This window comes from Actinoallomurus sp. CA-150999 (assembly GCF_050942425.1).
Taxonomy (GTDB): Bacteria; Actinomycetota; Actinomycetes; order Streptosporangiales; family Streptosporangiaceae; genus Actinoallomurus.
The window spans coordinates 7309584-7333610 of record NZ_CP192063.1 but is presented as its reverse complement, the minus strand read 5'-3'; the positions used below and the strand labels follow the sequence as shown (position 1 = coordinate 7333610).

The window sequence follows — 24027 nt, the reverse complement described above, 5'->3', positions numbered from 1 at the left end:
CTTTTTGTCACAATGACAGGAAGTGGCTTCGAGGTATCAATCACCGAACCCCTGACCGGCTGCAGGGTTTATCGACCGTCGCCGGTGGGTGGTTGGTTGATCTCGTTGATCATCTGGCGGGCGTGGTTGGGGTACTTCTGGATCAGGATTTTGAGGCGTGCGAGCTCGGCCAGTTGGCTGACGCCCTGGACGCGTAGGGAGTCCAGCGTCCTGTAATAGTCGTCCACTGCGCGTTGGAGACCGTACGGGTCGGTCATGGCTTGAACTCCGCCCATACTGTGCGGCCGACGGCGTCTCCGTTCACGCCCCAGGTGACGGTGAGGGCGGCGACGATGCCGAGCCCACGGCCGCCTTCCTTGTGGATGTTGGTTTCGCCGAACCCGGTTGGGCCACCGTCGTCGTGGACCTCCAGGCGGATCGTGTTGTCGGCGCGCTGCCGGGCCTCGACGGTGAAGGTCCCGCCGGGCTTTCCCGTGTTGGTGTGCTCCCATGCGTTGGTCGTCAGTTCGCTGGCGACGAGGGTCACGTCCGGCGCGCTGGGATGTCCGCCGAGGTGTGTGCGGAGGAATTGGCGGACCTCTCCGATCTGGTCGGCGTGTCCGTGGAAGACGCGCCGGTAAATGCAGGTGCCTGGTTCTTCCGGCAGCGTAGAGATCGTCATGGCATGTCCCGCCTCTGATTACGCAGCTCACAGGGATGGTCACGCTGAGCTAGCACTTAAAGTACGGGTACAGTACTTGGAGTACAACCGCTTTGGCATACGTGTGCCGCACAATTAGTGCGTGCGGTCAGGTGATCTGCCCCCGGAGGTACTGAGTGTTCGGCCTTGTTGTCCGCTTCACGTGCAAGGATCAAGCCAGTGCCGAGGTATTCGATCGGCTCGTGGCGGCCACCGTCGACAAGATCCGCACCAACGAACCGGGAACGCTGGTCTATGCGGTGAACCGGGTTGAAAGCGAACCGCTGCAGCGTGTCTTCTACGAGCTCTACCGTGACCGTGGCGCCTTCGAGGCGCACGAAGCGCACGAGCACACGAAGAAGTTCCTCGATGAGCGTGAGCAGTACCTGTCGGCCACCGAGGTCGACTGGCTGACGCTCCTGACGGGCAAGGGAACCACCGGGTGAGTACCGACTACAAGCAGGCGCTGGGTCGCAAGATCGCTGACCACCGCAGGCGACGCGGGCTGTCCCAGCCCGAACTCGCGCGGCTGATCGGCCGCTCGGTGGCCTGGGTCTCCCAGGTCGAGCGCGGGGTCCGCAAGGTCGACCGCATGTCGGTCCTGGAGATCGTCGCCGAGGCGCTGGACATCCCGTTGTCGGAGCTGGCGGCCGAGGCCCCGGTCGTTGCCGCGGTGAGTGACGAACCGCCGGAAGCGACGGACCTTCGGCTGGTGCTGTCCGGTGCACATGCGCTGCGGGCAATGCTGACCAAACCGGTGACACCCGATCTCTCAGCTTTGGGCGGCGAGGTCGACAAGGCGTGGGAGCTGACGCACGCCGGACGCTACACCGAGCTGACCGATCTCCTGCGGGACCTGGTCCCGCAGCTGGAAACAGCGGCCCGTACCGTACCGGAGGCGCAACGGGCCGAGCCGTTCGAACTACTGGCCACTGCCTACCATGCCTGTTCGGCGGCACTGGCCAAGTTGGGCGAGCCGGAGGCGGCCTGGATCGCGGCCGACCGGGCGATGACGGCCGCCGAACGCGCGGGTGATCCCCTTCTCGTCGCGGCCGGTGCGTTCCGGCTCGGGTTCGTCTTCCTGAGCGCCAAGCACTACGACCAGGCAGAGGAGACCGCCCGCACGGCAGCTGACGCGCTGTGGCCGATGGCCGATGAAGAACGGCCGGAGGCCATGTCGTTGTGGGGCGGACTGACGTTGCAGCGCGCGGTGACCGCCTCGCGTGCCAACGACGGTGAGGCCGCCTATACGCATCTGGAGCGCGCACAGGCCATGGCCGAACGGCTCGGCGAGGGACGCAACGATTACAACACCGAGTTCGGACCCGCGAACGTCGCCCTGCACGAGATCGCCGTCGCGGTGGAACTCGGCGACGCCGGCCGCGCCCTGCGAACCGCCGACCAGGTCGACACCTCCGGCCTGTCAGCCGAACGCCGCGGGCGCATGCTCATCGACGTGGCCCGCGCCCACGCCCAACGCCGCCAGATCGACGAAGCCGTCGCCGTGCTTCGCCAAGCCGAGGACATCACCCCCGAACAGATCCGCGCACACCCCCTTGTCCGCCAGCTCGTCTCCGACCTGATGACCATGCAGAACCCACCGAGCCCCGAACTGCGCGAACTGGCTCAACGGACCGGCGCATAGCCGTCGCGATACGGACCGACTGGCGGTTGCTGCCTCCGAGGGTCTTCTTTTTCGCCAGTGTTGCCGTCGCAAAAGGTGCGGACAGGGCGACATTCCGTCCACGGCGGCGTCAAGGTGTCCAGGGAGACGCCAAAGTGGCGAGCACGGCGGCAAAGAGGCTCAGTAGGCAGGGGCGGGCCGCCCGAGATGATCTGCGACGCTCCCGACGGCCTGGGCCGCGGACGGTTCCTTCCGACACGCTCTGACGGTCGCGATCAGGCTGCGGCGAGTCGTCGCGCGTGAAGTCCCGGCCGGGACCCGGCGTTGTTCAGGCGGGGATGCGGAGGGTGCGGCGCGACAGGCGGGTCACGAGGGCGTGGTCGATGTCGTGGCCGAGGCCTGGCTGGGTGAGCGGTACGGCGACGACGCCGCCGTTGGCGCGGACGGGCGGGGACACGACGGCGGTCTGGGCCGGTGTCTCGCTGACGTCGCTGGGCAGGTCGCAGCCGGGCAGCCCGGCCAGGGCGACGGCCGCTGCCTGGCCGATCCCGAAGCCCGCCGCGCCGCCGCACCAGCTGTCCCAGCCGGATGCGAGGGCGCGGTCGTGTGCGCCGCGGGCGGCCGTGAGGCCGCCCAGGCGGGCGATCCGCAGGCCGAGCATCCGGCCCGCGCCCATCGCGATCGCCGTGTCGACCGTGTCGAGGTCGGCGGGGTTCAGGCACACGGCGGTGTCGATCACGCGCTGCAGGCGGGCGTGGGCGGCCAGCTCGGCGCCCGCGAACGGCCGCTCGATCGCGATCAGTCCGTACGCGTCGAGCGCCTCGAGCGCGGCCAGGTGCGCGGGCTCCTCCGTGTAGGACTCGGCCGCGTCGGCCTGAAGGGCCAGCGCGGGGAACGCCTGGCGCACGGCGCGTACGGGCTCGACGTCCAGGCCGGGCCGTACGGCCAGCGTGACGCGGGCGTACCCGGCGCTGACGAGGCGGTTCACGCGGGTGAGGAGCACGTCCAGCATCGGCTCCGTGTCCAGCCGCGCGCCGGCCACGATCGAGGTGCGGGTGCCGCCGAGGGCGTGGGACAGCGGCGTGCCCTGCTTGCGGCACCACAGGTCCCAGCAGGCGATGTCGATGGCGGAGGCGGCCGCGTGGCCGCCGAGCCCGCCGACGCCGACGACCTCCTCCGGCAGCTCCCAGTCGAGGCCGAGCAGCGCCGGGCCGACGCGCTCCTCGATGTCGGCCCAGCAGGCGTCGGAGCCCGCGACCTCGCCCCAGCCGGTCGCGCCGTCCTGGTCGCAGACGCGGACGAGGATGCTCTCCGGCCGCCGGCCGTGGGGCATCGTCATGCGGTAGGCCTCGAACCCCTCGATGCGGGGCATGTCACCGTCCTCGTCTCGACATCACCTCTATGATCCACCAATCCCGGGCGTACGCGGGCGCCGCGGCCCCGCCGAAGCCGCGGGCCGCTCGCGCCGCCCGCGGCTCCACGGAGCCGTGGATCACCAGCTGGCGTGCAGCGGCTTGCCCTCCGCGTAGCCCGACGGGCTCTGCACCCCGACGACGGCGAACTCGTGCAGTTCCTCCAGCGTCCGCGCGCCCGCGTATGTGCAGGCGCTGCGCAGGCCCGCGATGATCGAGTCGACCAGGTCCTCCACGCCGGGGGACTGCGGATCGATGTACATCCGCGACGCCGAGATGCCCTCCTCGAACAGCGCCTTGCGGGCGCGCTCGAAGGGGGAGTCGTCGGCGGTGCGGAGCCGGACCGCGCGGGCCGAGGCCATGCCGTAGCTCTCCTTGTACAGCCGGCCGTCGGCGGCGCGCTGGACGTCGCCCGGCGACTCGTACGTCCCGGCGAACCAGGAGCCGATCATGACGTTGGCGGCCCCGGCGGCGAGGGCCAGTGCCACGTCGCGGGGGTGGCGTACGCCGCCGTCGGCCCAGATGTGGCGGCCGAGCCGGCGGGCCTCGGCGGCGCACTCCAGCACCGCGGAGAACTGCGGGCGGCCCACGCCGGTCATCATCCGTGTCGTGCACATCGCGCCCGGGCCGACGCCGACCTTGACGATGTCGGCGCCCGCGTCGACGAGGTCGCGTACGCCCTCGGCGGTCACGACGTTGCCCGCCACCAGCGGCACGCCGGGGTTCAGGGCTCGCACGCGCCGGAGCGCGCCCAGCATCTTCTCCTGGTGCCCGTGCGCCGTGTCGATGACGAGCAGGTCCGCGCCCGCGTCCAGCAGCGCCCTGGCCTTCTCCTCGACGTCGCCGTTGACGCCGATGGCGACGGCGATGCGCAGCCGGCCGTCCGCGTCGAGGGCGGGTTGGTAGAGCGTGGCGCGCAGCGCGCCCGTACGGGTCAGCACGCCGACGAGTCGGCCGTCTCCGTCGACGACCGGGGCGAGCCGGTGCCCGCGGGCGTGCAGCGTGTCGAACGCCTTCTGCGGGTCGACGTCGTCCGGGAGCGTGAGGACGTCGCGCGACATGACCTCCCGGAGCTGGGTGAACCGGTCGACGCCCATGCAGTCGGCCTCGGTGACGACACCGGTCGGGCGGTCGTCCTCGACGACGATCACCGCACCGTGCGCCCGCTTGTGCAGCAGGCCGAGCGCGGCGCCGATCGTGTCGGTCGGGCCGAGTTTGATCGCCGTGTCGACGATCAGGTGGCGTGTCTTCACCCAGCGGACGACGTCGGCGACGACGTCGACGGGGATGTCCTGGGGGATGACCGCGAGACCGCCGCGCCGCGCGATCGTCTCGGCCATGCGGCGGCCGGAGACGGCCGTCATGTTGGCGACGACGATCGGGATCGTGGTGCCGCTGCCGTCCGCGGTCGACAGGTCGACGTCGAGGCGGGACCCGACGTCGGAGCGGCGGGGCACCATGAAGACGTCGTTGTAGGTCAGGTCGTGAGCCGGTTGCTCACCGTTCAGCAGGCGCACGTTCGTCTACACCGTCCGGAGTTCTGGGGTGATCGGGCACGAGGAAGGCCGCCTTCCATTGTCGGGGATACCCGGATGTGCCCGGTTCAATGAGCTATGCCCGGTCCAATGAGCTGCGCGGAGTTCGGACGGGTCCGATGAGGCGCACTCCTCAGGCGCACAGGCCAGGCCGCGGTCGCCCGATGATCGAGCCGCCGGGAGGCGCCGCCACGTCGTCGCCCTGAGTCGCGGCGGCCGGGCATCGCCGCCTCCGCCCCTCGACGTGCGGCCGGTGGCCGGGACGAGCAGGACCACGAGAGATCCCCGTCTCATCCGCCGAGTCTGGCGTGTCGGTACGGGTTCCACGACGATCCCGGCAGGAAAGTTTCCTGCCAGGGTCATTGACCTTCCGTGATTTCCCCATGGAACACTTGACGTCTGAGCTGTCCCACCGCACTTTGCGGATCCGGCGCCTCCCCGGGCCGGTGGCCGGTGCACGGGTCCGCACCCCCTCGCTGAGAGGCATTCATGCAGTTCAGGGTCTTCCCCTCGATGGCGCCGCCGGATGTTGACCGTTCCGTTGGCGTCTCCGTGGTCCGCGCGGACGGGCGGAAATGGGCGGCCTCGCACGCTCTTCGAGCGACTGCATGTGACGAGCGTCGCCAAATACTCGTCGAACTGGTACGCGAGTACTGACGTGGTGATCTCGGACGTTGAGATGCCGATGGATCGTGTTCCGCGTCGATTTCGGCAGCGACGTCGCGCTTCACCGACACATTCGTGGTCGTTCAGCGAAGAAACACGAACAACGCTCCGTTTTCGCGGCGAACACGCCACTAATGAAATGATCATGCAAACAACTGCAGGACCATACATCCGAGGAGGAACCCAGTGCTCGATGCGGTCGACGCCGTGCTCGTACGCGAGCTGCAGCGGGATGGGAGGGCCACCTTCCAGGCGCTCGCCGACCGTGTAGGGCTGTCCCGCACGGCCGTGCGCACGCGCGTACAGCACCTCCTCGATTCGGGGATCGTGCGTGTGGTGGGAATCGTGCACGCGTCGGTGGTCGGGACCGGAGCGATCGGTCACCTGGCGATCGACGTCGACGGCCCGGCGAAGCAGGTCGCCGACGCCGTCGCGCGCAGGGCCGCCGCCTGGTTCGCGGCGCTCGCCGCCGGTGCGCACCCCGTCGTCGCGGAGCTGCGCGTACGCGACGACGCGGCCCTTGTCGAAGAAGTGGACGCGGTCCGCTCGCTGCCCGGAGTGCGCGGCATCGAGGTGTTCCGCGTGACGACCGTCGTCAAGGACGCGCACTCGGTCGTCACCGAGCTGCCCGACGTGTCCCTGGACGAGATCGACTGGCGGCTGCTCCGTGAGCTGACCCGTGACGGCCGGACCCCGTACACGAGACTGGCCGAGGTCGTGGGGCTCTCCCAGGCGGCGACGCGGGCGCGCGCCGTGCGCCTGATGCGCTCCGGGATCATCCACGTGACCGGCATCGTCGACTCGCAGGCCCTCGGCTCCGGCGAGCTCGCCGGGCTGGGCGTGCGGGTGTCCTCCGACATCGCCACGGCCGCGTCCCGGATCGCGGCGCTGCCCGGCGTCAACTATGTGGTGACCGGCTTCGGCCGTCACGACCTGCTCGCCGGAATCGACGCGACCTCCCGCGACGTTCTCCTGAGCACTCTGGAGGCGGTACGGGCGGTTCCCGGGGCGTGGGTCGGGGAGACCTGGCAGCATCTCGACGTCGTCAAGCGGGTCTACGGCGCGGAGCTGCCGTGACCGAGCCGAGAATGTCCGGCTGCGGCCCTTCCCGACCAACCCACCCCGGCCGACCTCCCGGTCTTCTAGTGATCATCTGACTGCCGGGAGAAAACATCGGCAACCCAGGATGTCCAGGCCAATTCCGGCTATGTCAACGACCAATCCAGTGGGTTGTCATACCGTCGTGGCATGAATCTGCGGCAGCTGCGCTATGTCGTGGCGACCGCCGACCACGGGACGATGACCGCGGCGGCGCAAGCACTCTTCGTCGCGCAACCCGCGCTGTCGCGGGCGATCCGGGAACTCGAGCGGGAGCTGGGCGTCGAGCTGTTCGCGCGCGCCGGCCGCGGCGTCGCGCTCACCGACACCGGTGAGGAGATCGTCCGGTACGCCCGCGACGCGCTGCGCGCGGTCGACGCCATCACGGCGGTCTCCGCCAAGCCGCCCGGCGGCCGGCCGGGCGCGCGGGCGGGGGAGCTGCGGGTCGCCTCCACGCTCACCCTGGAGCCGGAGCTGACCGCGCGCCTCCTGCCCGCGTTCGCCCGCGACCAGCAGGCCGTACGCGTCCGGGTGCTCCGCTGCGACGGCCGCGACGCCGTCGGCGCGGTCGTCCGCGACGGCCGCGCCGACCTCGCCCTGACGCACCTGCCGGTCCCCGGTGACCTCGCCGCGCACCCGCTCGAACAACGGGAGATCGTGCTGATCTCCCCGCCCGCCCTGCACGTCCGGGAGCCCGTCCCGGTCTCCGCGCTCGACGGCATGCGCCTGATCATGCCGTCCCGCGGCGGGCCGCGACGGGCCGAGCTCGACGCGATGCTGGCCCGCCTCGGCGTCCGCCCGGTCGCCGCGGTCGAGTCCGACGACCGCGCGTCGTGGCTCCCCTCGGTCCGTGCGGGCCGTGGCTCCCTCCTCTGGTTCCGCAATCAGGTGGAGGCCGCCGAGGGCGTCGTCGTGCGGTCGCTCATGCCGCCGATCACCGCGACGATCGGCCTGGTCCACGCCCGCCGCCCGCTCACCCCCGTCGCCCGCGACTTCCTGGCCTTCGCCAAGTCCCACTGACGGCGACGTATTCGCACAAAAGCGCGCAGACCTTGACATGGGTCGCACAGAACACGACACTCACGGCAGCCACGACAACGTTGTCATCGGTCTTTTCACCCCAGACCACCTGCGGCCCTGGAGGGTTGCATGCCCCGCCCCTCACGCCTTCTCGGCGCGACACCCATGGCCATCGCCATGGGGACCATCCTCATCCTCGGCACCGGAAGCGCGGCCCAGGCGGTCCGCGGTCCCGGCCGTTCCCCCGCCGCCTCTCCCACGACCCCCCTTCCCCAGCCCGCCCCCCGGTCGTACGGTCCCGCCGACGCCCTGCACGTGACGGTCGCCGGCGACGGGTCGAGCGGATACCGCGCCGAGATCCACGACGGCGCCCGGCTCATCACGACCCGCGGGATGACCGGCAAGTACGACCTGACCGCCGTGCCCGGCACCAGCCTCAACCAGCCGACCGGCGACGACCTGCTCGGCCACCCGACCGGCGACCTCGACTGGGGCGGCCCCGGCTCCGGCGACGGCGCCGTCGCGAAGGCCACCGCGCCGGACGGCGGATCGGCCGTCCACTGGACGCTGCCGGGAGCGGACAACAACACCTGGATCGAGGTCCCGATCGCCGACGCCAAGGTCGGCACCACCTACCGGGGGACGGTGACCCTGCAGGGCACCGGCACCGTGTACCTCAACATCTACGACGGCGCCCGCGACGTCGGGGGGACACCGGTCACGCTGACGTCGCAGCCGCAGACGCTCACCCTGGACGTGCCGATCCCCGAGCACTCGCGGACGCCGCAGTTCCAGATCCGCACCTCCGCCGCCGGGGACGTCGACCTGCTCGCCTGGAAGACCTCGGTGCGCGCGGTGACCCGGCAGCCCGTCACCGACGCCAATCGCGTCGCCAACCGGTACACCTCGGTGAGCTACGACCCGGCGACGGCGACGCTGAGCCTCTCCGGCGCCACGGACACGATCGGCTCGACCACCGTGACCCGGTCGGAGACCTACCGGTTCGTCGCCCCCAACGTGATCGACGCGCAGGTCGGCACCGCGGCGAGCGGCGGTCCGGCCGTGTACTGGTACACGCCGTACACCGACTTCAAGGTCGGCAAGCCGCTGTGGACCGGCGGGGGGACGACCTCGTACGAGAGCCCGAACCCCTCCAACGCGCTGCTGGACTCGCCGGTGCCCGCCCTGGGCGTGTCCGACGGGACGTACACCTACGGCGTCGCCGGCGCCGCGACGTGGGACGAGCCGCTGCCCGGCTACTCCGCCCCGCACCTGGTCATCGACGGCTCCCGCCTGGCCGCCCCGCAGATCGGCACGGAGGCCGACCCGATCGTGCTCGGCGACGGGCAGACGCGGTCGTTCCACAGCGTGTTCTACCGGTCGGCCGCCGGGCCGTACGGGCTCGCGCTCGGCGCCCAGCTCGCGACCGCCGAGACGCTCGGACTGAGCACCCCGGAACGGTCCATGCCCGCCTGGGGAAAGGCGTCCTCCACCGCGACGCTGCGCCGCGCCGCCGCGGACGAGTTCGCCGCCATCGCCAAGACCACCGCCTACTGGGCCCGGATGACGACCGCGAGTGGCGTAAAGGCCCTCGCCCCGAACCAGAAGTACGCCCACTTCGGGGCGACGACCTACATGCGGGACAGCTTCTGGACGACGCTCGGACTCGACGGCACCCCGTACGCGAAGGACACCGAGAAGGAACTGCTCGCGCAGTTCACCCGGGCGATCCCGCGATCGGGCGGCGAGGCCGGGCACGTGCCCGTGACCGGCGGTGGGCCGTTCTTCGGCGACGAGAGCGGCCTGTACTACCTGATCCGGATGTACCACGACGCGACGACGTGGGGCCTGCCGGCCAAGGACACCGCCACGGCGAACCTCGTCCTGGCCTACATCCGGGCCCACCAGGTGAGCGGCGGGGCGTTCGTGACCGCCGGGCCGGTCGACAACGCCGGCTTCCAGATCACGCCGGACTCCTGGCTGGACGGGTACCTGTTCCCGACGGGCGCGGTCAACGCGTACGACCAGGGGCTCTACGTCGTGGCGCTGCGCGCCGCCAAGAGCCTCGGCGCGGACGTGAGCGACGCGGAGATCGACGCGGCGACCGGCGTGTACCGCAGGCTCTACGACGACCACCTGGGGTACGTGCGGTGGCTGTCGACCAAGGACTTCAAGTCCCCGGACGTCCTGGTCGGGGACGCCCTGTCGCTCTACCTGTTCGGCAAGCCGCTACTGACCGACACGATGGTGCGGCGGACGTTCGCCGCGCAGGAGCGCACGCCGTACGGGATGAAGGTCCTGGCGAAGCAGGACGGTTCCGCGGTCCCGCCGAGCGAGTTCCTCACGCTGACCAATGACCCGAAGACCGGCCAGGTGATCGGGCTCGGCGAGCCGGCCGGCTGGTACCAGAACGGCGCGAGCTGGCTGCTGTGGGAGTACCTCGCGGAGTACTCGGCGGCGCGGCACGGCGTGTCCGCGGCGCGGGGCGCGATGCGCGACTCGATCGCGGCGGAGGTCGCCGTCACCCCGCTCTCCAAGGAGTTCAAGGTCACGCAGCAGAACGCCGACATCGCGGGCGCGGACCCCGCCTGGCCCTACCCCCTCGGCTCCAGCGGTCTCGACCGTCAGGGCTTCGGCTGGAACGCCGCCGTCGCGGCCTTCTCAAGGTGATGATCATGTTGAAACACCGGAGCGGTGTCCTCCTCGCCCTGCTGGCGCTCTTCGTCTCCGTCACCTCCGTCGTGGCGCCGGTCGCCTCGGCGCGGGCCGCCGGCACGACCGTCACCGTCGACGGGACGAAGAGCGGCCGGACGTTCGACGGGATCGGTGCGATCAGCGGTGGCGGCGGCAACTCGCGGCTGCTGATGGACTACCCCGAACCGCAGCGCAGCCGGATCCTCGACTACCTGTTCAAGCCCGGCTACGGCGCCTCCCTGCAGATCCTCAAGGTCGAGATCGGCGGGGACATGAACTCCACCGACGGCGCCGAACCCAGCCACATGCACTCGCCCGACGACCTGAACTGCGACCGCGGCTACGAGTGGTGGCTGATGGCGGAGGCCAAGAAGCGCAACCCGGACATCAAGCTGGCCGCCCTGTCCTGGGGTGCGCCCGGCTGGATCGGCAAGGGCAGCTTCTGGACCCAGGACATGGTCGACTACCTGATGAAGTGGCTCGGCTGCGCGACAACGCACCACCTGCCGATCGACTACCTCGGCGGCTGGAACGAGAACGGCTTCGACAAGACCTGGTACGAGAACCTGCACGCGGCCCTGCGGGCGAACGGCTACCCGACGAAGGTCGTGGCCGCCGACTCCGGCTGGGACGTCGCCGACGCGATCGCCGCCGACCCGAAGTTCGGCGCCGCCGTCGACATCGTCGGCGCGCACTACCCGTGCGAGGGCGGTGACGGCGGCAGCGCGAACACCTGCGACACCCCCGACGCCGCCAAGAACGTCGGCAAGCCGATCTGGGCCAGCGAGAACGGCTCGCAGGACTACGACAACGGCGCGCCGGCGATGGCACGGGCGATCAACCTCGGCTACGTCGACGGCCGGATGACCTCGTTCATCAACTGGCCGCTCGTCGCCGCGCTGCCGCCCGGCCTGCCGTTCCAGACCACCGCGCTGACCGTGGACGACCAGCCGTGGTCGGGCCGCTTCGCGATCGGCAAGCAGGCGTGGGTGACCGCCCACACGACCCAGTTCACCCGGCCCGGCTGGACGTACGTCGACAGCGCGAGCGGCCTGCTCGGCGGCGACCGCGCCAACGGGAGCTACGTGACGCTGAGGTCGCCGAAGGGACACGACTACAGCACCGTGATCGAGACGACCCGCGCCACCGCCGACCAGACCGTCACCTTCAACGTCGCGGGCGGGCTGTCCACCGGTGCGGTGCACGTCTGGTCCACCGACCTGGCGTCGAAGAACCCGGCGGACGACTTCGCCCACGTCGCCGACGTCACTCCCGCGAGCGGGACGTACACGGTGACCTTGAAGCCGGGACGCGTCTACACGCTGACCACCACGACCGGCCAGGGCAAGGGCACCGCGACGTCGGGGCCGTCGGCGGCGTTCGGGCTGCCGTACTCCGACACGTTCGACGGCTCGCGGACCGGCGCGATCCCCGACTACCTCGCCCCGCAGCACGGCTCGTTCGAGATCGTCCCCTGCGGCGCCGGGCGGCCCGGCAAGTGCGCCCGCCAGATGTCGCAGGTCAAGCCGATCGTCTGGCACGACAACGCGGCGACGCCGTACAGCCTGATCGGCGACGGCACGTGGACGAACTACACGGTCAGCGCCGACGTCATGCTCGAGCAGACCGGCTCCGTGGAGCTGCTGGGCCGGTACGGCGGGCGCGACTACTGGGAGGTCGGCCACATCGACGCCTACTATCTGCGGGTCACCGACGCGGGTGACTGGTCGATCGTGCGCGGCGACACCGGCGGCGGGCTGACGACGCTCACCTCCGGAAAGGTCGCGGCCCTCGGGCCCGTCAGCTGGCACCGCCTGGCGCTCACCTTCCAAGGTGACGCGATCACGGCGGCGATCGACGGGAAGCAGCTCGGCACCGCGCACGACTCCGCCTACGCCGCCGGACCGGCCGGCCTGGCGGTCGGCGTCGGCGACGGCGGGAACATCGGCGGCAACCTCATCACCGACCCGACGGGCGACCTGGACTGGAACGGCCCGTACTCCCTCGACGGCGACGTGAGCGGCACGGTCGAGAAGGCGACCACGCCGGACGGCAAGAGCGCCGTCCACTGGAAGATGGACGACGCCAAGCAGAACACCTGGATCCAGTACACGCCGAGCGGGCTCGCCCAGGGCACCTCCTACAAGGCGAGCGTCACCCTGCGCGGCAAGGGCGACGTCTACCTCAACTTCTACAACGGCCAGAGCGACGTGGGCGGCCAGGCCGTCCAGCTGAGCGACACGCCGCAGACGGTGGAGGTCAAGACGACGATCCCCGGCGGGGACATCCGGCCGCTGCAGTTCCAGGTGCGCACGGCCGGCGACGGGCCGGTCGACCTGCTGGCCTCCGACGCGGCGATCTACAAGCAGATCCCGGGCGCGGGCTGGCTGAACGCCCAGTTCGACGACCTCAAGGTCACCCCGGGCCGGCAGGCCACCGCCGGCACCGCCTACAAGCTGGTGAACGCCGCCACTGGCAAGGCCCTGGCCGCCGACGGTACGAAGATCGTGCAGGCCGCCGACACCGGGGCCGCCGCCCAGCAGTGGCGGCTGGAGGGCCACGGCACCGGATACCTGGAGATCGTCGGAGCGGGTGGCGAGGTCCTCGCATCGCCGTCCGGGGCGGCCGGCGCCCAGCTGGAACAGCGCGCCGACACGCGCGCGGACCGCGAGCAGTGGCGCTTCGTCCCGACCGGCGACGGCCACTACACGATCACGAACCGGGACAGCGGCAAGACCGCCGACGTCCGTTCCAAGGACGACGCGGTCGTCCAGAACCCCGCGTCGGGCGCGGCGGGCCAGCGCTGGGAACTGGTGCCCGTGCCCACGGCGGGCGCGACGTACCGGCTGCAGAACGTCGGCAGCGGCCTGGTGATGGACGTCGCCGGGCAGTCGCGCGACGACGGCGGCAAGGTCGTGCAGTGGACCGACAACGGCGGTTCCAACCAGCAGTGGCGGCTCAAGCCGGCCGGATCGCGTTACGTCCTCGTCAACGTCAACAGCGGCAAGGTGCTCGACGTCCCCGGGGCGTCCACCGAGGCGGCGACCGACCTGGACCAGTGGACCGACACCGGCGCCTCGAACCAGCAGTGGCAGCTCGCCCCGGCACCGGGCGGCGGGTACATGCTGACCAACGGCCACAGCGGGCTCGCCGTCGACATCTGGCAGCAGCGCAAGGATCCGGGCGCGGGCGTCCAGCAGAACACCCCGGGCGGCGGGCCCAGCCAGCAGTGGCGGCTGATCCCGGTGTCCTGAGGATCACGCGGGGGTCGTGCTGAAGGGTGTCCGGTGGAGAGATCCGCCGGACACCCTCCTAGGCCGGTTCCCGGGCGGTGCCGGGTTCCAGCGGTGGGGCGCCGATGGGGCAGTTGAACGGGCACTCCGGTTGGGCGGTGGCCTGCTCGGGGCGGAGCGCGTCGTCGCGGACGGTGAGGAACGTCAGCACCGCGCCGACGGCCAGCAGGGCCGCCGCGAACAGCATGGCGGAGTGGAAACCGTCGTTGAAGACGTGCGGATTCGCGTAGGCGTTCCCGGTGAGGCCGACGGCGGGCGGGACGCCAGCGACCGCGAGGAGACTCGCGGCGCGGGCGACCGCGTTGTTGACGCCGCTCGCGACGCCGGCGTGCCGGACGTCGGCCGTGGCCAGCACGGTCGCGGTGAGCGGCGCCACGGTCGCCGACAGCCCCAGCCCGAAGACCACGGTGGCGGGCAGCACGTCCCGGATGTAGGACGCGTGCGGGCCGATGCGGAGGGTCAGCAGCATCCCGGCGGTGGCGAGGACCAGCCCGACGGTCATGGGCAGGCGGGGGCCGACGCGCTGGGCCAGGGCGCCCGCGCGAGAGGACAGCAGCAGCATCAGCACGGTCGTCGGAAGGAGGCTCGTGCCCGCGACGATGGGGGAGTAGCCGGCCACGACCTGCAGGTGGACGACGAGCAGGAAGAACTGCACGCCCATCCCGCCGTACACGAGGAACGTCACGATGTTGACGGCCGTGAACTGGCCGGACTGGAAGATCCCGACCGGCATCATGGCGCTCGGGCCGTGCCCGTTGGACCTGCGCCGTTCGATCACGACGAACGCCGCGCCCGCCGCGATGCCGATCACGGCCGTGACGACGACGACCGCCGTCGGCGTGCCCTTCTCGGGTGCCTCGGTGAGGGCGTACGTGATGCCGGCGAGCGCGAGGGCGGCGAGCGCCGCGCCCAGTATGTCGAAGCCCCGGTGCTCGCCCTCGTCGCGGCTCTCCGGGACGTGCCGGGAGGCGACGAGGATGACGACGGCGGCGAGCGGGAGGTTCAGCAGGAACGCCCAGCGCCACCCGGCCGCCGCGATGATCCAGCCACCGAGGAACGGCCCGACCGCGCCCGCGACGCCGCCGAGCCCGGACCAGGCGCCGACGGCACGCGGCCGGTCGTCCGGCGCGAACGACGCCTGGATGATGGCCAGCGATCCGGGCGTCAGCAGCGCACCGCCCACGCCCTGCAGGGCACGGGAGATCACCAGAACCCCGATGTTCGGGGCGAGCCCGCACAGCGCGGACGCGATCGCGAACCACGCGACGCCGATCGTGAACACCTTCCGGCGGCCGAACCGGTCGCCCAGCGAGCCGCCGAGCAGGATCAGCCCGGCCAGCGTGAGGGTGTAGGCGTTGATGGTCCACTGCAGGCCGGCGACGGAGGCGTTGAACTCCTTGCCGATGCGCGGCAGCGCCACGTTGACGATCGTGGCGTCGAGCATCGCCAGGCTGGAGCCGAGGACGGTGGCGGCCAGCACCCAGCGCCCACGGGCCTCGGCCAGTCGCAGGTTCAAACGATCACTTCATCGGCATAGCACCAGCGCCAGTCCTCACCAGGCTCGAAGGACCGCACGATCGGATGAGAGGTCTCGTGGTGGTGCGCCGTCGCATGCTTGGCCGGTGAGGAGTCGCAACAGCCGACGTGCCCGCAGGTCAGGCACAGCCGCAGGTGAACCCACCGGCCCCCGACGCGCAGGCAGTCCTCACACCCCTCCGGAGTGCGCGCCTCGGGCACGGGCTCCGGCAACGTCGAAACGTGCTCACAGGTGATTGTCGTCATACACGGCATACTCGCACGCGGCCGTGTGCGGCGCTGCTACCAGTGGTCGAAACTCAGCGGCTCGTCCTCCGGCCGGTCCGAGCGCGACAGCAGCGCCAGGTCGGACTCCACCATCCTCGCGACCAGTTCCTCGAACGACACGGTGGGCTCCCAGCCGAGCTGGTCCCGGGCCTTCTTCGGGTCTCCGCACAGCAGGTCGACCTCGGCGGGGCGGGTCAGCCCCGGGTCGGCGATCACATGGTCCTGCCAGTCCAGACCGGCGGTGCTGAAGGCGAGTTCGACGAGGTCGCGCACCGACTGGGTGCGGCCGGTGCCGATGACGTAGTCCTCCGGGGTCTCCTGCGCGAGCATCAGGCGCATCGCCCGGACGTAGTCGCCGGCGTACCCCCAGTCGCGCCGAGCCTCGAGGTTCCCGAGGCGGAGCTCCGTGGCCAGGCCGAGCTTGATCCGCGCCACGCCGAGGGAGATCTTGCGGGTGACGAACTCCGCTCCCCGGCGCGGTGACTCGTGGTTGAACAGGATGCCGCTGACGGCGAACATCCCGTACGACTCCCGGTAGTTCTGGGTGATGAAGTGCCCGTAGGTCTTGGCGACGCCGTACGGGCTGCGCGGGTGGAAGGGCGTCCGCTCGTTCTGCGGCGTCTCCCGCACCTGGCCGAACATCTCCGACGACGACGCCTGGTAGAAGCGGATCTGACCGCCGCCGGGCGTGCGGGAGCCGCTGATCCCGCTGACCACCCGGATCGCCTCCAGCATCCGCAGCACGCCCATCCCGGTGACCTCGGCGGTGATCTCCGCCTGCTGCCAGGACATGGGCACGAAGGAGATGGCGCCGAGGTTGTACACCTCGTCGGGCCGCACCTTCTCCACGGCGGAGATGAGACTGCCCTGGTCCAGGAGGTCGCCGTAGACCAGCCCCACGTCGCCGATGTGCTTGCGCAGCCTCGACACGTGCGGGTTCGCCTGGCCGCGGACCAGGCCCCACACCTCGTACCCCTGCTCGAGCAGATGCTCGGCGAGGTACGAGCCGTCCTGCCCGGTGATCCCGGTGATGAGCGCTCGCGTGGTCAGCGGAACCTCCATGCTTACGGGGCTTTGCCCGTTTCGTGTGATCCCAGAGGTTAGCCGTCCCCGCCGGGCGATGGCGATAGCGCCCCACCGTGACCCGAATCAGATTCGTGTCGAGGGCCGGGACTAGGATGTCGTGGTGCGCGACGGGGAAGCTGAGCCGGGCCTGGAGGCGGCGAATGATCGCGCCGGTGGGAGGCCGGGCCGAGGTCCCGCTCGGCTGCGGCTCGGCGGGCGTGCCATCGACGACTTCGCCGTCATGGCCGTGGTCAACCGGACCCCCGACTCGTTCTTCGACAAGGGCGCGACGTACGCCTTCGACGCGGCGCTCGCGGCCGTCGACACGGCGGTGGAGGCCGGCGCCGACATCGTCGACATCGGCGGCGTCAAGGCCGGGCCGGGCGAGGAGGTCGGGGTCGCCGAGGAGCTCCGGCGGGTCGTCGACCTGGTCGCGGCGGTGCGCGAACGCCACCCGGGCGTGGTCGTCAGCGTCGACACCTGGCGCGCGGAGGTCGGCGAGGCGGTCGCGGAGGCCGGGGCCGACCTGCTCAACGACACGTGGGGCGGCCCGGACCCGCGGCTGGCCGAGGTGGCGGCGGCGTACGACATCGGCCTGGTCTGCTCGCACGCCGGCGGTCTGCGCCCGAGGACCCGCCCGCACCGGGTGGCCTACGACGACGTGGTGGCCGACGTCGTCCGGCACGTGACCGCCGAGGCCGAGCGCGCGGTGTCGCTGGGGGTGCGCCGCGACGCGATCCTCATCGACCCGGCACACGACTTCGGCAAGAACACCCGTCACTCGCTGGAGATCACGCGTCGCCTCGGCGAGCTGACCCGTACCGGGTGGCCCGTCCTCGTGGCCGTGTCGAACAAGGACTTCATCGGGGAGACCCTCGGCCGGCCGGTGGACAAGCGCGGCGTGGGGACGATGGCGGTGCTGGGGGTCTCGGCCTGGCTCGGCGCCCGGGTCTTCCGGGTGCACGACGTCGCGGGCGCCCGGCGGGCGCTGGACGCGATCATCGCCCTGAGGCGCGGCCCCGCCGCCACGCCCGAAGGGACGCACCCCGCCAACGCCTGAAGGGACGCAGCCCGCCACGGACGCGTCCCGGCGTCGGCCGAGCCGACCGCGTCAGCCTCTGCCGGGCCGGCGGGTCAGCTCGTCGCCGACTCGCGCTGACGGGCGCGGTAGGCGGCGACGTGCATGCGGTTGCCGCAGGTGCGGCTGTCGCAGTACCGCCGGCACCGGTTGCGGGACAGGTCGACGAGCACCCGCGAGCAGTCGGGGGCCTCGCAGACGCGCAGCCGGTCCAGCTCGTCGGCGGCGATGACGTACGCGAGCGCGATGCCGCCCTCGGCCGCGAGGTGCTCGGCCAGCCGTGAGCCCGGCGCGAAGAAGTGCACGTGCCAGTCGTACTCGTCGTGGTCGGTCAGGTGCGGTGAGGTGCGCGCCTCGGCGATGACCGCGTTGACCCGGTGTACGGCGGTCTCCTTGTCCTCGGCCGCGCGGAAGACCTCGTGGAGCCGGTCGCGCAGGCCGCGGGTGGCGGTAAGGTCGCCGGCGTCGAGGTCGTGCGCGTCGCTCAGCTGGTTGCGGTCGACGAACTCCTGCAGGGCGGCCAGGTCGGGCAGGTGCTCGGTCGCGGTCGCAGGTGGCCCGGTATTGACCAGATCGACGATGATCTGGAGTGCGTGTTCGGTGTCATGGCTGAAAAGCACTTCGACTCCCGTCCGGCCGACACGGTCGTGAAGTAAGTAGCGTACGCGCAAACGCTGCTTACTTCGAACCGCGGACCTCTCGCTCTACATTGTGACCTGCCCCACGACTCCCTTGCGCGAGGCGCGGGTGATTTGGGGAAGAGCGGGCGGGATGAGTCCGATGTCGCTTTTGGCGATCGGGCGTCGCGACGTCGCCTTATCGGGGGGTGGCGTAGAACGGGTCGGCGACGACGGGATAGAGGGCGTCGGCCTCCAGGTGTCCGACGGTCATCACCAGGTCCGAGCCGTCGAGGTCGTACGCCGCCGTGATCGGGCGGTAGAGCGCGTCGCACGCCCACGGCCGGTGGAACCGGCCCACGGTCGCGCCGTACCGGTCGTGGACGACGTCGTACCCGCCGGACGGCGCCGCGTCGAGGGAGAGGCCTTCGCCGAGTCCCAGGGCGAAGCGGAACTCCGTGGGCGCGTCCGGCCCGTGCAGCACCGTGATGAGGCGTACGCCCGTGGTGGTGGTCTGGGCGATCAGGTCGGTGTCGGTGTCGACGCCGGGGAAGACCCGAAGGCTCGGACGGATGGCGGTGACCGCTCGGTCGTCGCCGGGGCCGGGCAGCCCGATCTGGATGCGCTGGTTGTTCCAGGTCGGCACGGAAACGCCGTCGAGCGCCCGCGGGCCCCAGATGATGTCCTGATTGACCGCTTCGGGCGGCTCCGACCGGCCGCGGAGCAGGAGAATCTGGTTCGCGGTATCCGTCACCGTTACCGCGCCATCGCGCGCGTGTCTCATCCGAGTCCCTTTCTTTCGGGCTATTCGCGGTACGTCATAAGACGCCTATCTTCCCGGTCCGGTGGCCTTCTTCTATGACGAAGTTCGGATTTCCGTCGGTCGGGCCGGCCAAGGTACCAGTCGCCTTATGCGGTCACGGGGTGGTTTAGGAGGAATGTCCATAGCCCAGATCGGACATCCTCCTCCGCCGGAGATTATCCAGGTCGCGGCGTGGTGGGACGCGCGGACCCCCTGGTGTCGGCTTAATTGATCTTCTGGTATCCGTCTTTTTGGATGATTCGCCCTATTGCCCATAAAGTCGGCGGGCGGGGCGGCGATCACGGCGGAGGAGAGGTGCTGTCCGTAAACTGTGATACGGCGGATCAGGTGCGAGCCGAAGGAGTCACATGTCCGAGCAAGCGGAGATGTCGCAGGATCGGGCCACGACGGACGAGCCTCAGAAGATCGGCCGAGCCGACCCGGCCGGGCCTTCGATGCCGAATGGACCGGTGCCGGGCCGCCCGCAGGGGCCGGGTGCCACCGTACGCATCGTCGACCTGCCGGAGTCGGATCAGAAGTCGCTGCGTAGCGCCCTGCGTCACGACACGCCACTGCACGACCTGCTCGGTCTGGAGATGGTCGAGATCGGCGAGGATCACGCGGTGCTGTCCATGCCGATCCGGCCGCAGGCGTTCAACAGCACCGGCAACCTGCACGGCGGCGCCATCGCCACGCTCATCGACGTGGCGGCCGGCACGGCGGCGGCGCGGGGGAGCGGGTTCGAGCCGGGCCGGCAGAGCCTCGTCACCGCCGACCTGCACGTCCGGTATCTCGGTCGCCCGCACGGCGACGTGGTCTACGCGCGGGCCCAGGTGCTCAAGGCCGGCCGCCAGCTCATCGTCGTGGAGTGCCGGGTCACCGACGTGGAGGACCGCGTCATCGCCGCGGCCGACTTCAGCATGATGATCGTGCCGCTGCGCAAGCCGCTGCGGCCGGTCGCGTCCGCCAAGGACACCGACCCGGACCTGTGACGGCCGAAGACCCGGCGCGCCGAAGTGCAGCGCGCCGGGCCGGGTGCTCGGGTCAGCCCGGGTTGGCCGCCAGCGTGTTGAAGAACGCCGGCAGGTTCGGGCTGCCCAGACCCGTCGACAGGTCGAAGCCGGCCGTCGCCGGGTAGTACAGGTTGTTGCCCGCGACCACGTCGGTGTACGGCTTGTTGGCACCCCCCGCGCTCAGCGCGTGGTAGAAGGTGTCCGGGCCGAAGCAGAAGATGTGGGACTTCGCCAGCAGACCCTGGTTCACCAGCGCCATTCCGGCCGCCCAGATCGGCGCCGCCGCGCTCGTGCCGCCGGATGACACCCAGCGGCCCCGGAAGTAGATCGGCAGGTTGATCGCGGCCGCGGAGATGTCCGGCACCTGCCGGCCGCCACTGCCGGCGTACCGGTTGTCCGTGCCCGGCGCCTGCTGGTACGGCGGCCGCTGGAACACCTTGCTCACTCCGCCGCCGCTGCCCCACTGGTTCTCGCACTTGGACAGGTTCGACCGGTCGGACCACACGACCTCGCCGGTACGAGCCCCGTTCGGCGCCAGGTCGAGGCGGGTGCCGCCCACCGAGACGGCGTTGGGTGAGCTCGCGGGGAAGGACACGTCGAGCGAGCCGTACTGCCGGTCGGCGTACGCGCCGCAGTCACCGCTCGAGATGAACACCGACATCTGCTCGGTGGCGGTGAGGATGCGGAGGCTCTGGTCGATCGCCTGCATGATGGGCTGCGACAGGTAGCCCTCCGGGCCGCCCATGCTGATGCTGACGATGCTGCCCGGCCGCGACTTGTCGGCGTTGTCGTCGATGATCCGCTGGAGCGCGTTGTTGAGCGCGGCCCAGGAGTCGGCGCCGTTGCCGCTGTTCAGCAGCTCGGGGTCCTCCTGGTAGTCCACGATGCGCAGGTTCGGGGCCAGGCCCGCCAGCATCTGGATGTCGAGGGTGGCCTCCGCGCCGACCGCGGGCTCGGTCGCCCCCATGTTGACGTTGCTGAGCTGGATGTGGGCGCCGGTGCAGGCGACGTAGTTGGCGACGTCGTTCCGGTCGTACCCGTCCATCTCGACGAGGTTGACCGTCATGTTCTCGCCGCGCCAGCCCTGGCCCCACAGCTGGTTGAACCCGTACGCGGCGGCGACCCGCTGATTTGACGCGAACTTCTGGGGGAACCGCTGGATGCAGCGCCCCGAGCGAGTCGGGAGCGCGCGTCCGGGCGTCGAGGCGCCCAGCGCGCGGGCCTTGGGAGCGAGGCTGTAGCTCTCCAGGCCCGTGACGGCCAGGATGTACGGCTTGATCTGCTCGGGGATCTGCGGCGGGTGGTTCGGGTCGGGCGTGAAGTAGGTGCGGCCGTTCAGCTTGTGCGTGACGAACGAGGTGCGCAGCAGCTTGCCGGCCTGGCCGGCCTTGACGTCGAAGGTCACGCTGGTGCGCGTCTTGCTGGTCTTGGCCTGGATGTGGGCCTGGTTGAGGTAGGCCTGGACCTTCTGGAGCTGCTCGTCGCTGATGCCGAGGTCCTTGCCGACGTCCCCGGCGCGCTGGGCCGGGCTCTTGCCGTGCCCGAACTTCTTCCAGGCCTGGTCGCTGACCTTCAGCGTGACGCCGACGTGCAGCGTCTTGTTGTCCGGGACCTTGCCGGTGACCGGTGCCTTGAGCACCTTGTCCGGGATCCCGAGATCAAGGGTCGTGAACTTCCACGACACGGCGGCGGTCGGCGTGGCCGACGGCTTGCTGGAGTGCCCCGAACTCCCGCAGCCGCTCAGCACAGTCAGTGCGAGCAGCATGCTGAGACATGCGGTCCGGCGCTTACGCACGGATCTACCCCGTTTCGTCGTCTATGAAATTTCTCGAGCACGCACGGGCGGACCGTGCGTGAGCGCTCAGACGAGCGCGACGAAGCGCCGGTTCCACTCGTTCGGTTTGGTTTCCGGCTTCCAGGACGGCGGAGGCAGTCTGGGACTGATGTGACATCAGTAGCCGGATGACCACTCATGGTACGTGTGCTCGCATACCGTGACAGACCAGTGATGATCCTGGCAACAACTTCAAAGAAGCTCGAAGAGACGAGTCCGGCCGCGCACCCACAGGGCGCGCGGCCGGTTCCGGACAGCCTTTAAATCAGGGGTGAAGCGTTGGCGTATGCAGGGCGGCGTGCGCCTGTCGGATCTGCGGCCACGACTTCGGCTGAGACGTCGCGGCGACCGGCTGCGGCGGCGCGGCCGGACGTCCCGGGGTGAACAGCCAGGTCTGGAACAGGTCCCCGAGCCGCTGGCCGGACACCCGCTCGGCGTGCGCGACGAACTCCGGGATCGTCGCGTTGCCGTACCGCTTCTGCGCCGCCCAGGTGCGCAGGATCGTGAAGAAGGCCCGGTCGCCGACCTTCGCCCGCAGCGCCTGCAGGGCCATCGCGCCGCGGTCGTAGACGGCGTCGGCGAACTGGTTCTCACCCGGTCCCGGGTCGCCCGGCTTCACCTGCCAGAACGCGTCGTTCACCGGGTAGGAGTCGTAGGTCTTCTTGGCGAGTTCGGCGGCCGTGCCCTCGCCGTGCTGCTCCGACCACAGCCACTCGGCGTACGTCGCGAACCCTTCGTTCAGCCAGATGTCGCTCCACCGGGCGAGCGACACGCTGTCGCCGAACCACTGATGGGCGTTCTCGTGCACGACGAGGTACGGCCGAGGCCCGTTGCGGAAGCCGTACGGGCTGTAGAACGGCCGGGTCTGCGTCTCCAGCGCGAAGTGGGAGGTCACGTTCGGCACGTACCCGCCGGTCGAGGTGAACGGGTAGGGGCCGAAGATCCGGCTCTCCCAGTCGACGACCTCGGCGGTCTTCTCGACGCTCGCCTTGGCCGCCGCCGCGCGGTCGGCGGGCAGGTCGGGGCTGTAGGCGGTGATGACCGGGAGGCCGCTCTTCGTCCGGGAGCGGTGGACGTCGAACTTACCGATCGCGAGCGTCGCGAGGTACGTCGCCTGCTGACGGGTCTCGCGCCACCCGTACCGCGTCCAGCCGCCAGCGGTGCGCGTGCCGGTCGGCTCGCCGTTGCTGATCGTCTGCAGGCCCGCCGGCACGGTGACCTGGATGTCGTACGTCGCCTTGTCGAGCGGATGGTCGTTGCTGGGGAACCACCACCAGGCGCTCTCCGGCTCCTGCGCGGCGACCGCGCCGTCCGGGGTCCGGGCCCAGCCGACGTAGTCGTTGTACTTCTTCGTCGACGGGACGCCGGAGTAGCGGACGACGACGGTGAGCGGCCGGCCCTTGTGGAGGACGGCCGCCGGAGTGATCACCAGCTCGTGGGCACCGGACGTCGTGAACCGCGCCGGCCGCCCGTTCACCGTCACCGAGGAGACGTCGAGCAGGAAGTCCAGGTCGAAGCGGGTGAGGTCCTGCGTCGCCCGCGCGGTGATGGTCGCCGTGCCGTCGAGGCGGTCGTCGGACGGCTGGTACTTCAGATCGAGGCCGTAGTGGGCGACGTCGTAACCGCCGTTGCCGTAGTCGGGATAGTACGGGTCGCCGATGCCCGGCGCGCCCGGCCCGGCGTCCGCATGGGCGGCGGTGGCCGCCAGGAGGACCCCGGCGGCGGCCGCGACCGTGGCGGTCAGTCGTCTGCTGCGCATTTACTCTCCCGATTTCTCCATGTTTACCCGCTGGG

19 protein-coding genes are annotated in these 24027 nt (G+C 70.7%); 8 read left to right on the top strand and 11 right to left on the bottom strand.

Annotation, left to right across the window (positions count from 1 at the left end):
* Positions 1-68 precede the first annotated feature (68 nt).
* Together ACQP2O_RS33875 and ACQP2O_RS33870 are read right to left on the bottom strand one after the other, a co-directional pair.
* Positions 69-227: a hypothetical protein gene (locus ACQP2O_RS33875; RefSeq protein WP_433172238.1), complete on the bottom strand. Its 159-nt coding sequence runs from the start codon at positions 225-227 to the stop codon at positions 69-71.
* A gap of 26 nt (positions 228-253) precedes the next feature.
* Positions 254-661 (bottom strand): ATP-binding protein, encoded by a 408-nt coding sequence (locus ACQP2O_RS33870; protein WP_433172236.1) that lies wholly within the window; start codon positions 659-661, stop codon positions 254-256.
* Positions 662-816: 155 nt separating this feature from the next.
* Between ACQP2O_RS33870 and ACQP2O_RS33865 the strand changes: the two genes are divergently transcribed.
* Both ACQP2O_RS33865 and ACQP2O_RS33860 read left to right on the top strand, forming a co-directional pair.
* Positions 817-1125, top strand: a complete 309-nt coding sequence (locus tag ACQP2O_RS33865; RefSeq protein WP_433172234.1) for a putative quinol monooxygenase — start codon at positions 817-819, stop codon at positions 1123-1125.
* The gene (locus ACQP2O_RS33860) at positions 1122-2324 is read left to right on the top strand and encodes a helix-turn-helix domain-containing protein (protein ID WP_433172232.1); all 1203 of its coding nucleotides are present in this window, start codon (positions 1122-1124) and stop codon (positions 2322-2324) included. The genes ACQP2O_RS33865 and ACQP2O_RS33860 overlap by 4 nt, the downstream gene beginning before the upstream one ends.
* Before the next feature lie 307 nt (positions 2325-2631).
* Here ACQP2O_RS33860 and ACQP2O_RS33855 read toward each other — a convergent pair whose 3' ends face one another.
* Complete coding sequence (locus ACQP2O_RS33855) at positions 2632-3675, bottom strand: enolase C-terminal domain-like protein (protein ID WP_433172230.1); 1044 nt, start codon at positions 3673-3675, stop codon at positions 2632-2634.
* A gap of 120 nt (positions 3676-3795) precedes the next feature.
* The gene (locus tag ACQP2O_RS33850; protein ID WP_433172228.1) at positions 3796-5232 is read right to left on the bottom strand and encodes a GuaB1 family IMP dehydrogenase-related protein; all 1437 of its coding nucleotides are present in this window, start codon (positions 5230-5232) and stop codon (positions 3796-3798) included.
* A gap of 870 nt (positions 5233-6102) precedes the next feature.
* Here ACQP2O_RS33850 and ACQP2O_RS33845 point away from each other — a divergent pair.
* From ACQP2O_RS33845 to ACQP2O_RS33830, 4 genes are all read left to right on the top strand, one after another.
* Complete coding sequence (locus ACQP2O_RS33845) at positions 6103-6993, top strand: Lrp/AsnC family transcriptional regulator (RefSeq protein ID WP_345443377.1); 891 nt, start codon at positions 6103-6105, stop codon at positions 6991-6993.
* A 171-nt stretch (positions 6994-7164) separates the two neighbouring features.
* Complete coding sequence (locus ACQP2O_RS33840) at positions 7165-8034, top strand: LysR family transcriptional regulator (protein WP_433172226.1); 870 nt, start codon at positions 7165-7167, stop codon at positions 8032-8034.
* 129 nt (positions 8035-8163) lie between these two features.
* A complete protein-coding gene (locus ACQP2O_RS33835; protein WP_433172224.1) occupies positions 8164-10704 on the top strand; it encodes a hypothetical protein in 2541 nt (846 codons plus the stop codon).
* Positions 10705-10709: 5 nt separating this feature from the next.
* Complete coding sequence (locus ACQP2O_RS33830) at positions 10710-13982, top strand: RICIN domain-containing protein (protein WP_433172222.1); 3273 nt, start codon at positions 10710-10712, stop codon at positions 13980-13982.
* Positions 13983-14040: 58 nt separating this feature from the next.
* On the opposite strand, the gene ACQP2O_RS33825 is transcribed toward ACQP2O_RS33830, so the two are convergent.
* Genes ACQP2O_RS33825 through ACQP2O_RS33815 form a run of 3 tightly spaced genes read right to left on the bottom strand, consistent with a single transcriptional unit; the run spans position 14041 to position 16874 of the window.
* Entirely contained in the window at positions 14041-15537 is a 1497-nt protein-coding gene (locus tag ACQP2O_RS33825; protein ID WP_433172220.1) for an MFS transporter, read from the bottom strand.
* Entirely contained in the window at positions 15534-15803 is a 270-nt protein-coding gene (locus ACQP2O_RS33820; RefSeq protein WP_433172218.1) for a ubiquitin carboxyl-terminal hydrolase 14, read from the bottom strand. The genes ACQP2O_RS33825 and ACQP2O_RS33820 overlap by 4 nt, the downstream gene beginning before the upstream one ends.
* A gap of 36 nt (positions 15804-15839) precedes the next feature.
* Complete coding sequence (locus tag ACQP2O_RS33815) at positions 15840-16874, bottom strand: GDP-mannose 4,6-dehydratase (RefSeq protein ID WP_433191247.1); 1035 nt, start codon at positions 16872-16874, stop codon at positions 15840-15842.
* A 256-nt stretch (positions 16875-17130) separates the two neighbouring features.
* Here ACQP2O_RS33815 and folP point away from each other — a divergent pair, with 256 nt between their 5' ends.
* The gene (folP, locus tag ACQP2O_RS33810) at positions 17131-17949 is read left to right on the top strand and encodes a dihydropteroate synthase (RefSeq protein ID WP_433191245.1); all 819 of its coding nucleotides are present in this window, start codon (positions 17131-17133) and stop codon (positions 17947-17949) included.
* Between the two features lie 74 nt (positions 17950-18023).
* On the opposite strand, the gene ACQP2O_RS33805 is transcribed toward folP, so the two are convergent.
* Both ACQP2O_RS33805 and ACQP2O_RS33800 read right to left on the bottom strand, forming a co-directional pair.
* Positions 18024-18587 (bottom strand): CGNR zinc finger domain-containing protein, encoded by a 564-nt coding sequence (locus tag ACQP2O_RS33805; protein ID WP_433172217.1) that lies wholly within the window; start codon positions 18585-18587, stop codon positions 18024-18026.
* A 196-nt stretch (positions 18588-18783) separates the two neighbouring features.
* Positions 18784-19338: a hypothetical protein gene (locus tag ACQP2O_RS33800; RefSeq protein ID WP_433172215.1), complete on the bottom strand. Its 555-nt coding sequence runs from the start codon at positions 19336-19338 to the stop codon at positions 18784-18786.
* 416 nt (positions 19339-19754) lie between these two features.
* On the opposite strand from ACQP2O_RS33800, the gene ACQP2O_RS33795 reads away from it, so the two are divergent.
* Complete coding sequence (locus tag ACQP2O_RS33795) at positions 19755-20378, top strand: PaaI family thioesterase (RefSeq protein ID WP_433172213.1); 624 nt, start codon at positions 19755-19757, stop codon at positions 20376-20378.
* 52 nt (positions 20379-20430) lie between these two features.
* Here the strand turns inward: ACQP2O_RS33795 and ACQP2O_RS33790 are convergent, their stop codons facing one another.
* Positions 20431-22164, bottom strand: a complete 1734-nt coding sequence (locus ACQP2O_RS33790) for a S53 family peptidase (protein WP_433172211.1) — start codon at positions 22162-22164, stop codon at positions 20431-20433.
* Between the two features lie 334 nt (positions 22165-22498).
* Positions 22499-23992 (bottom strand): M1 family metallopeptidase, encoded by a 1494-nt coding sequence (locus ACQP2O_RS33785; RefSeq protein WP_433172209.1) that lies wholly within the window; start codon positions 23990-23992, stop codon positions 22499-22501.
* Between the last annotated feature and the right edge of the window lie 35 nt (positions 23993-24027).

Bases quoted from the DNA above. Each gene is read 5' to 3' on its own strand.
- ACQP2O_RS33795 (WP_433172213.1), top strand. From the start codon at position 19,755: ATGTCCGAGCAAGCGGAGATGTCGCAGGATCGGGCCACGACGGACGAG.
- ACQP2O_RS33835 (WP_433172224.1), top strand. From the start codon at position 8,164: ATGCCCCGCCCCTCACGCCTTCTCGGCGCGACACCCATGGCCATCGCC.
- ACQP2O_RS33820 (WP_433172218.1), bottom strand. From the start codon at position 15,803: ATGACGACAATCACCTGTGAGCACGTTTCGACGTTGCCGGAGCCCGTG.
- ACQP2O_RS33855 (WP_433172230.1), bottom strand. From the start codon at position 3,675: ATGCCCCGCATCGAGGGGTTCGAGGCCTACCGCATGACGATGCCCCAC.
- ACQP2O_RS33785 (WP_433172209.1), bottom strand. From the start codon at position 23,992: ATGCGCAGCAGACGACTGACCGCCACGGTCGCGGCCGCCGCCGGGGTC.
- ACQP2O_RS33840 (WP_433172226.1), top strand. From the start codon at position 7,165: ATGAATCTGCGGCAGCTGCGCTATGTCGTGGCGACCGCCGACCACGGG.
- ACQP2O_RS33870 (WP_433172236.1), bottom strand. From the start codon at position 661: ATGACGATCTCTACGCTGCCGGAAGAACCAGGCACCTGCATTTACCGG.
- folP (WP_433191245.1), top strand. From the start codon at position 17,131: ATGGCCGTGGTCAACCGGACCCCCGACTCGTTCTTCGACAAGGGCGCG.
- ACQP2O_RS33830 (WP_433172222.1), top strand. From the start codon at position 10,710: ATGTTGAAACACCGGAGCGGTGTCCTCCTCGCCCTGCTGGCGCTCTTC.
- ACQP2O_RS33790 (WP_433172211.1), bottom strand. From the start codon at position 22,164: ATGCTGCTCGCACTGACTGTGCTGAGCGGCTGCGGGAGTTCGGGGCAC.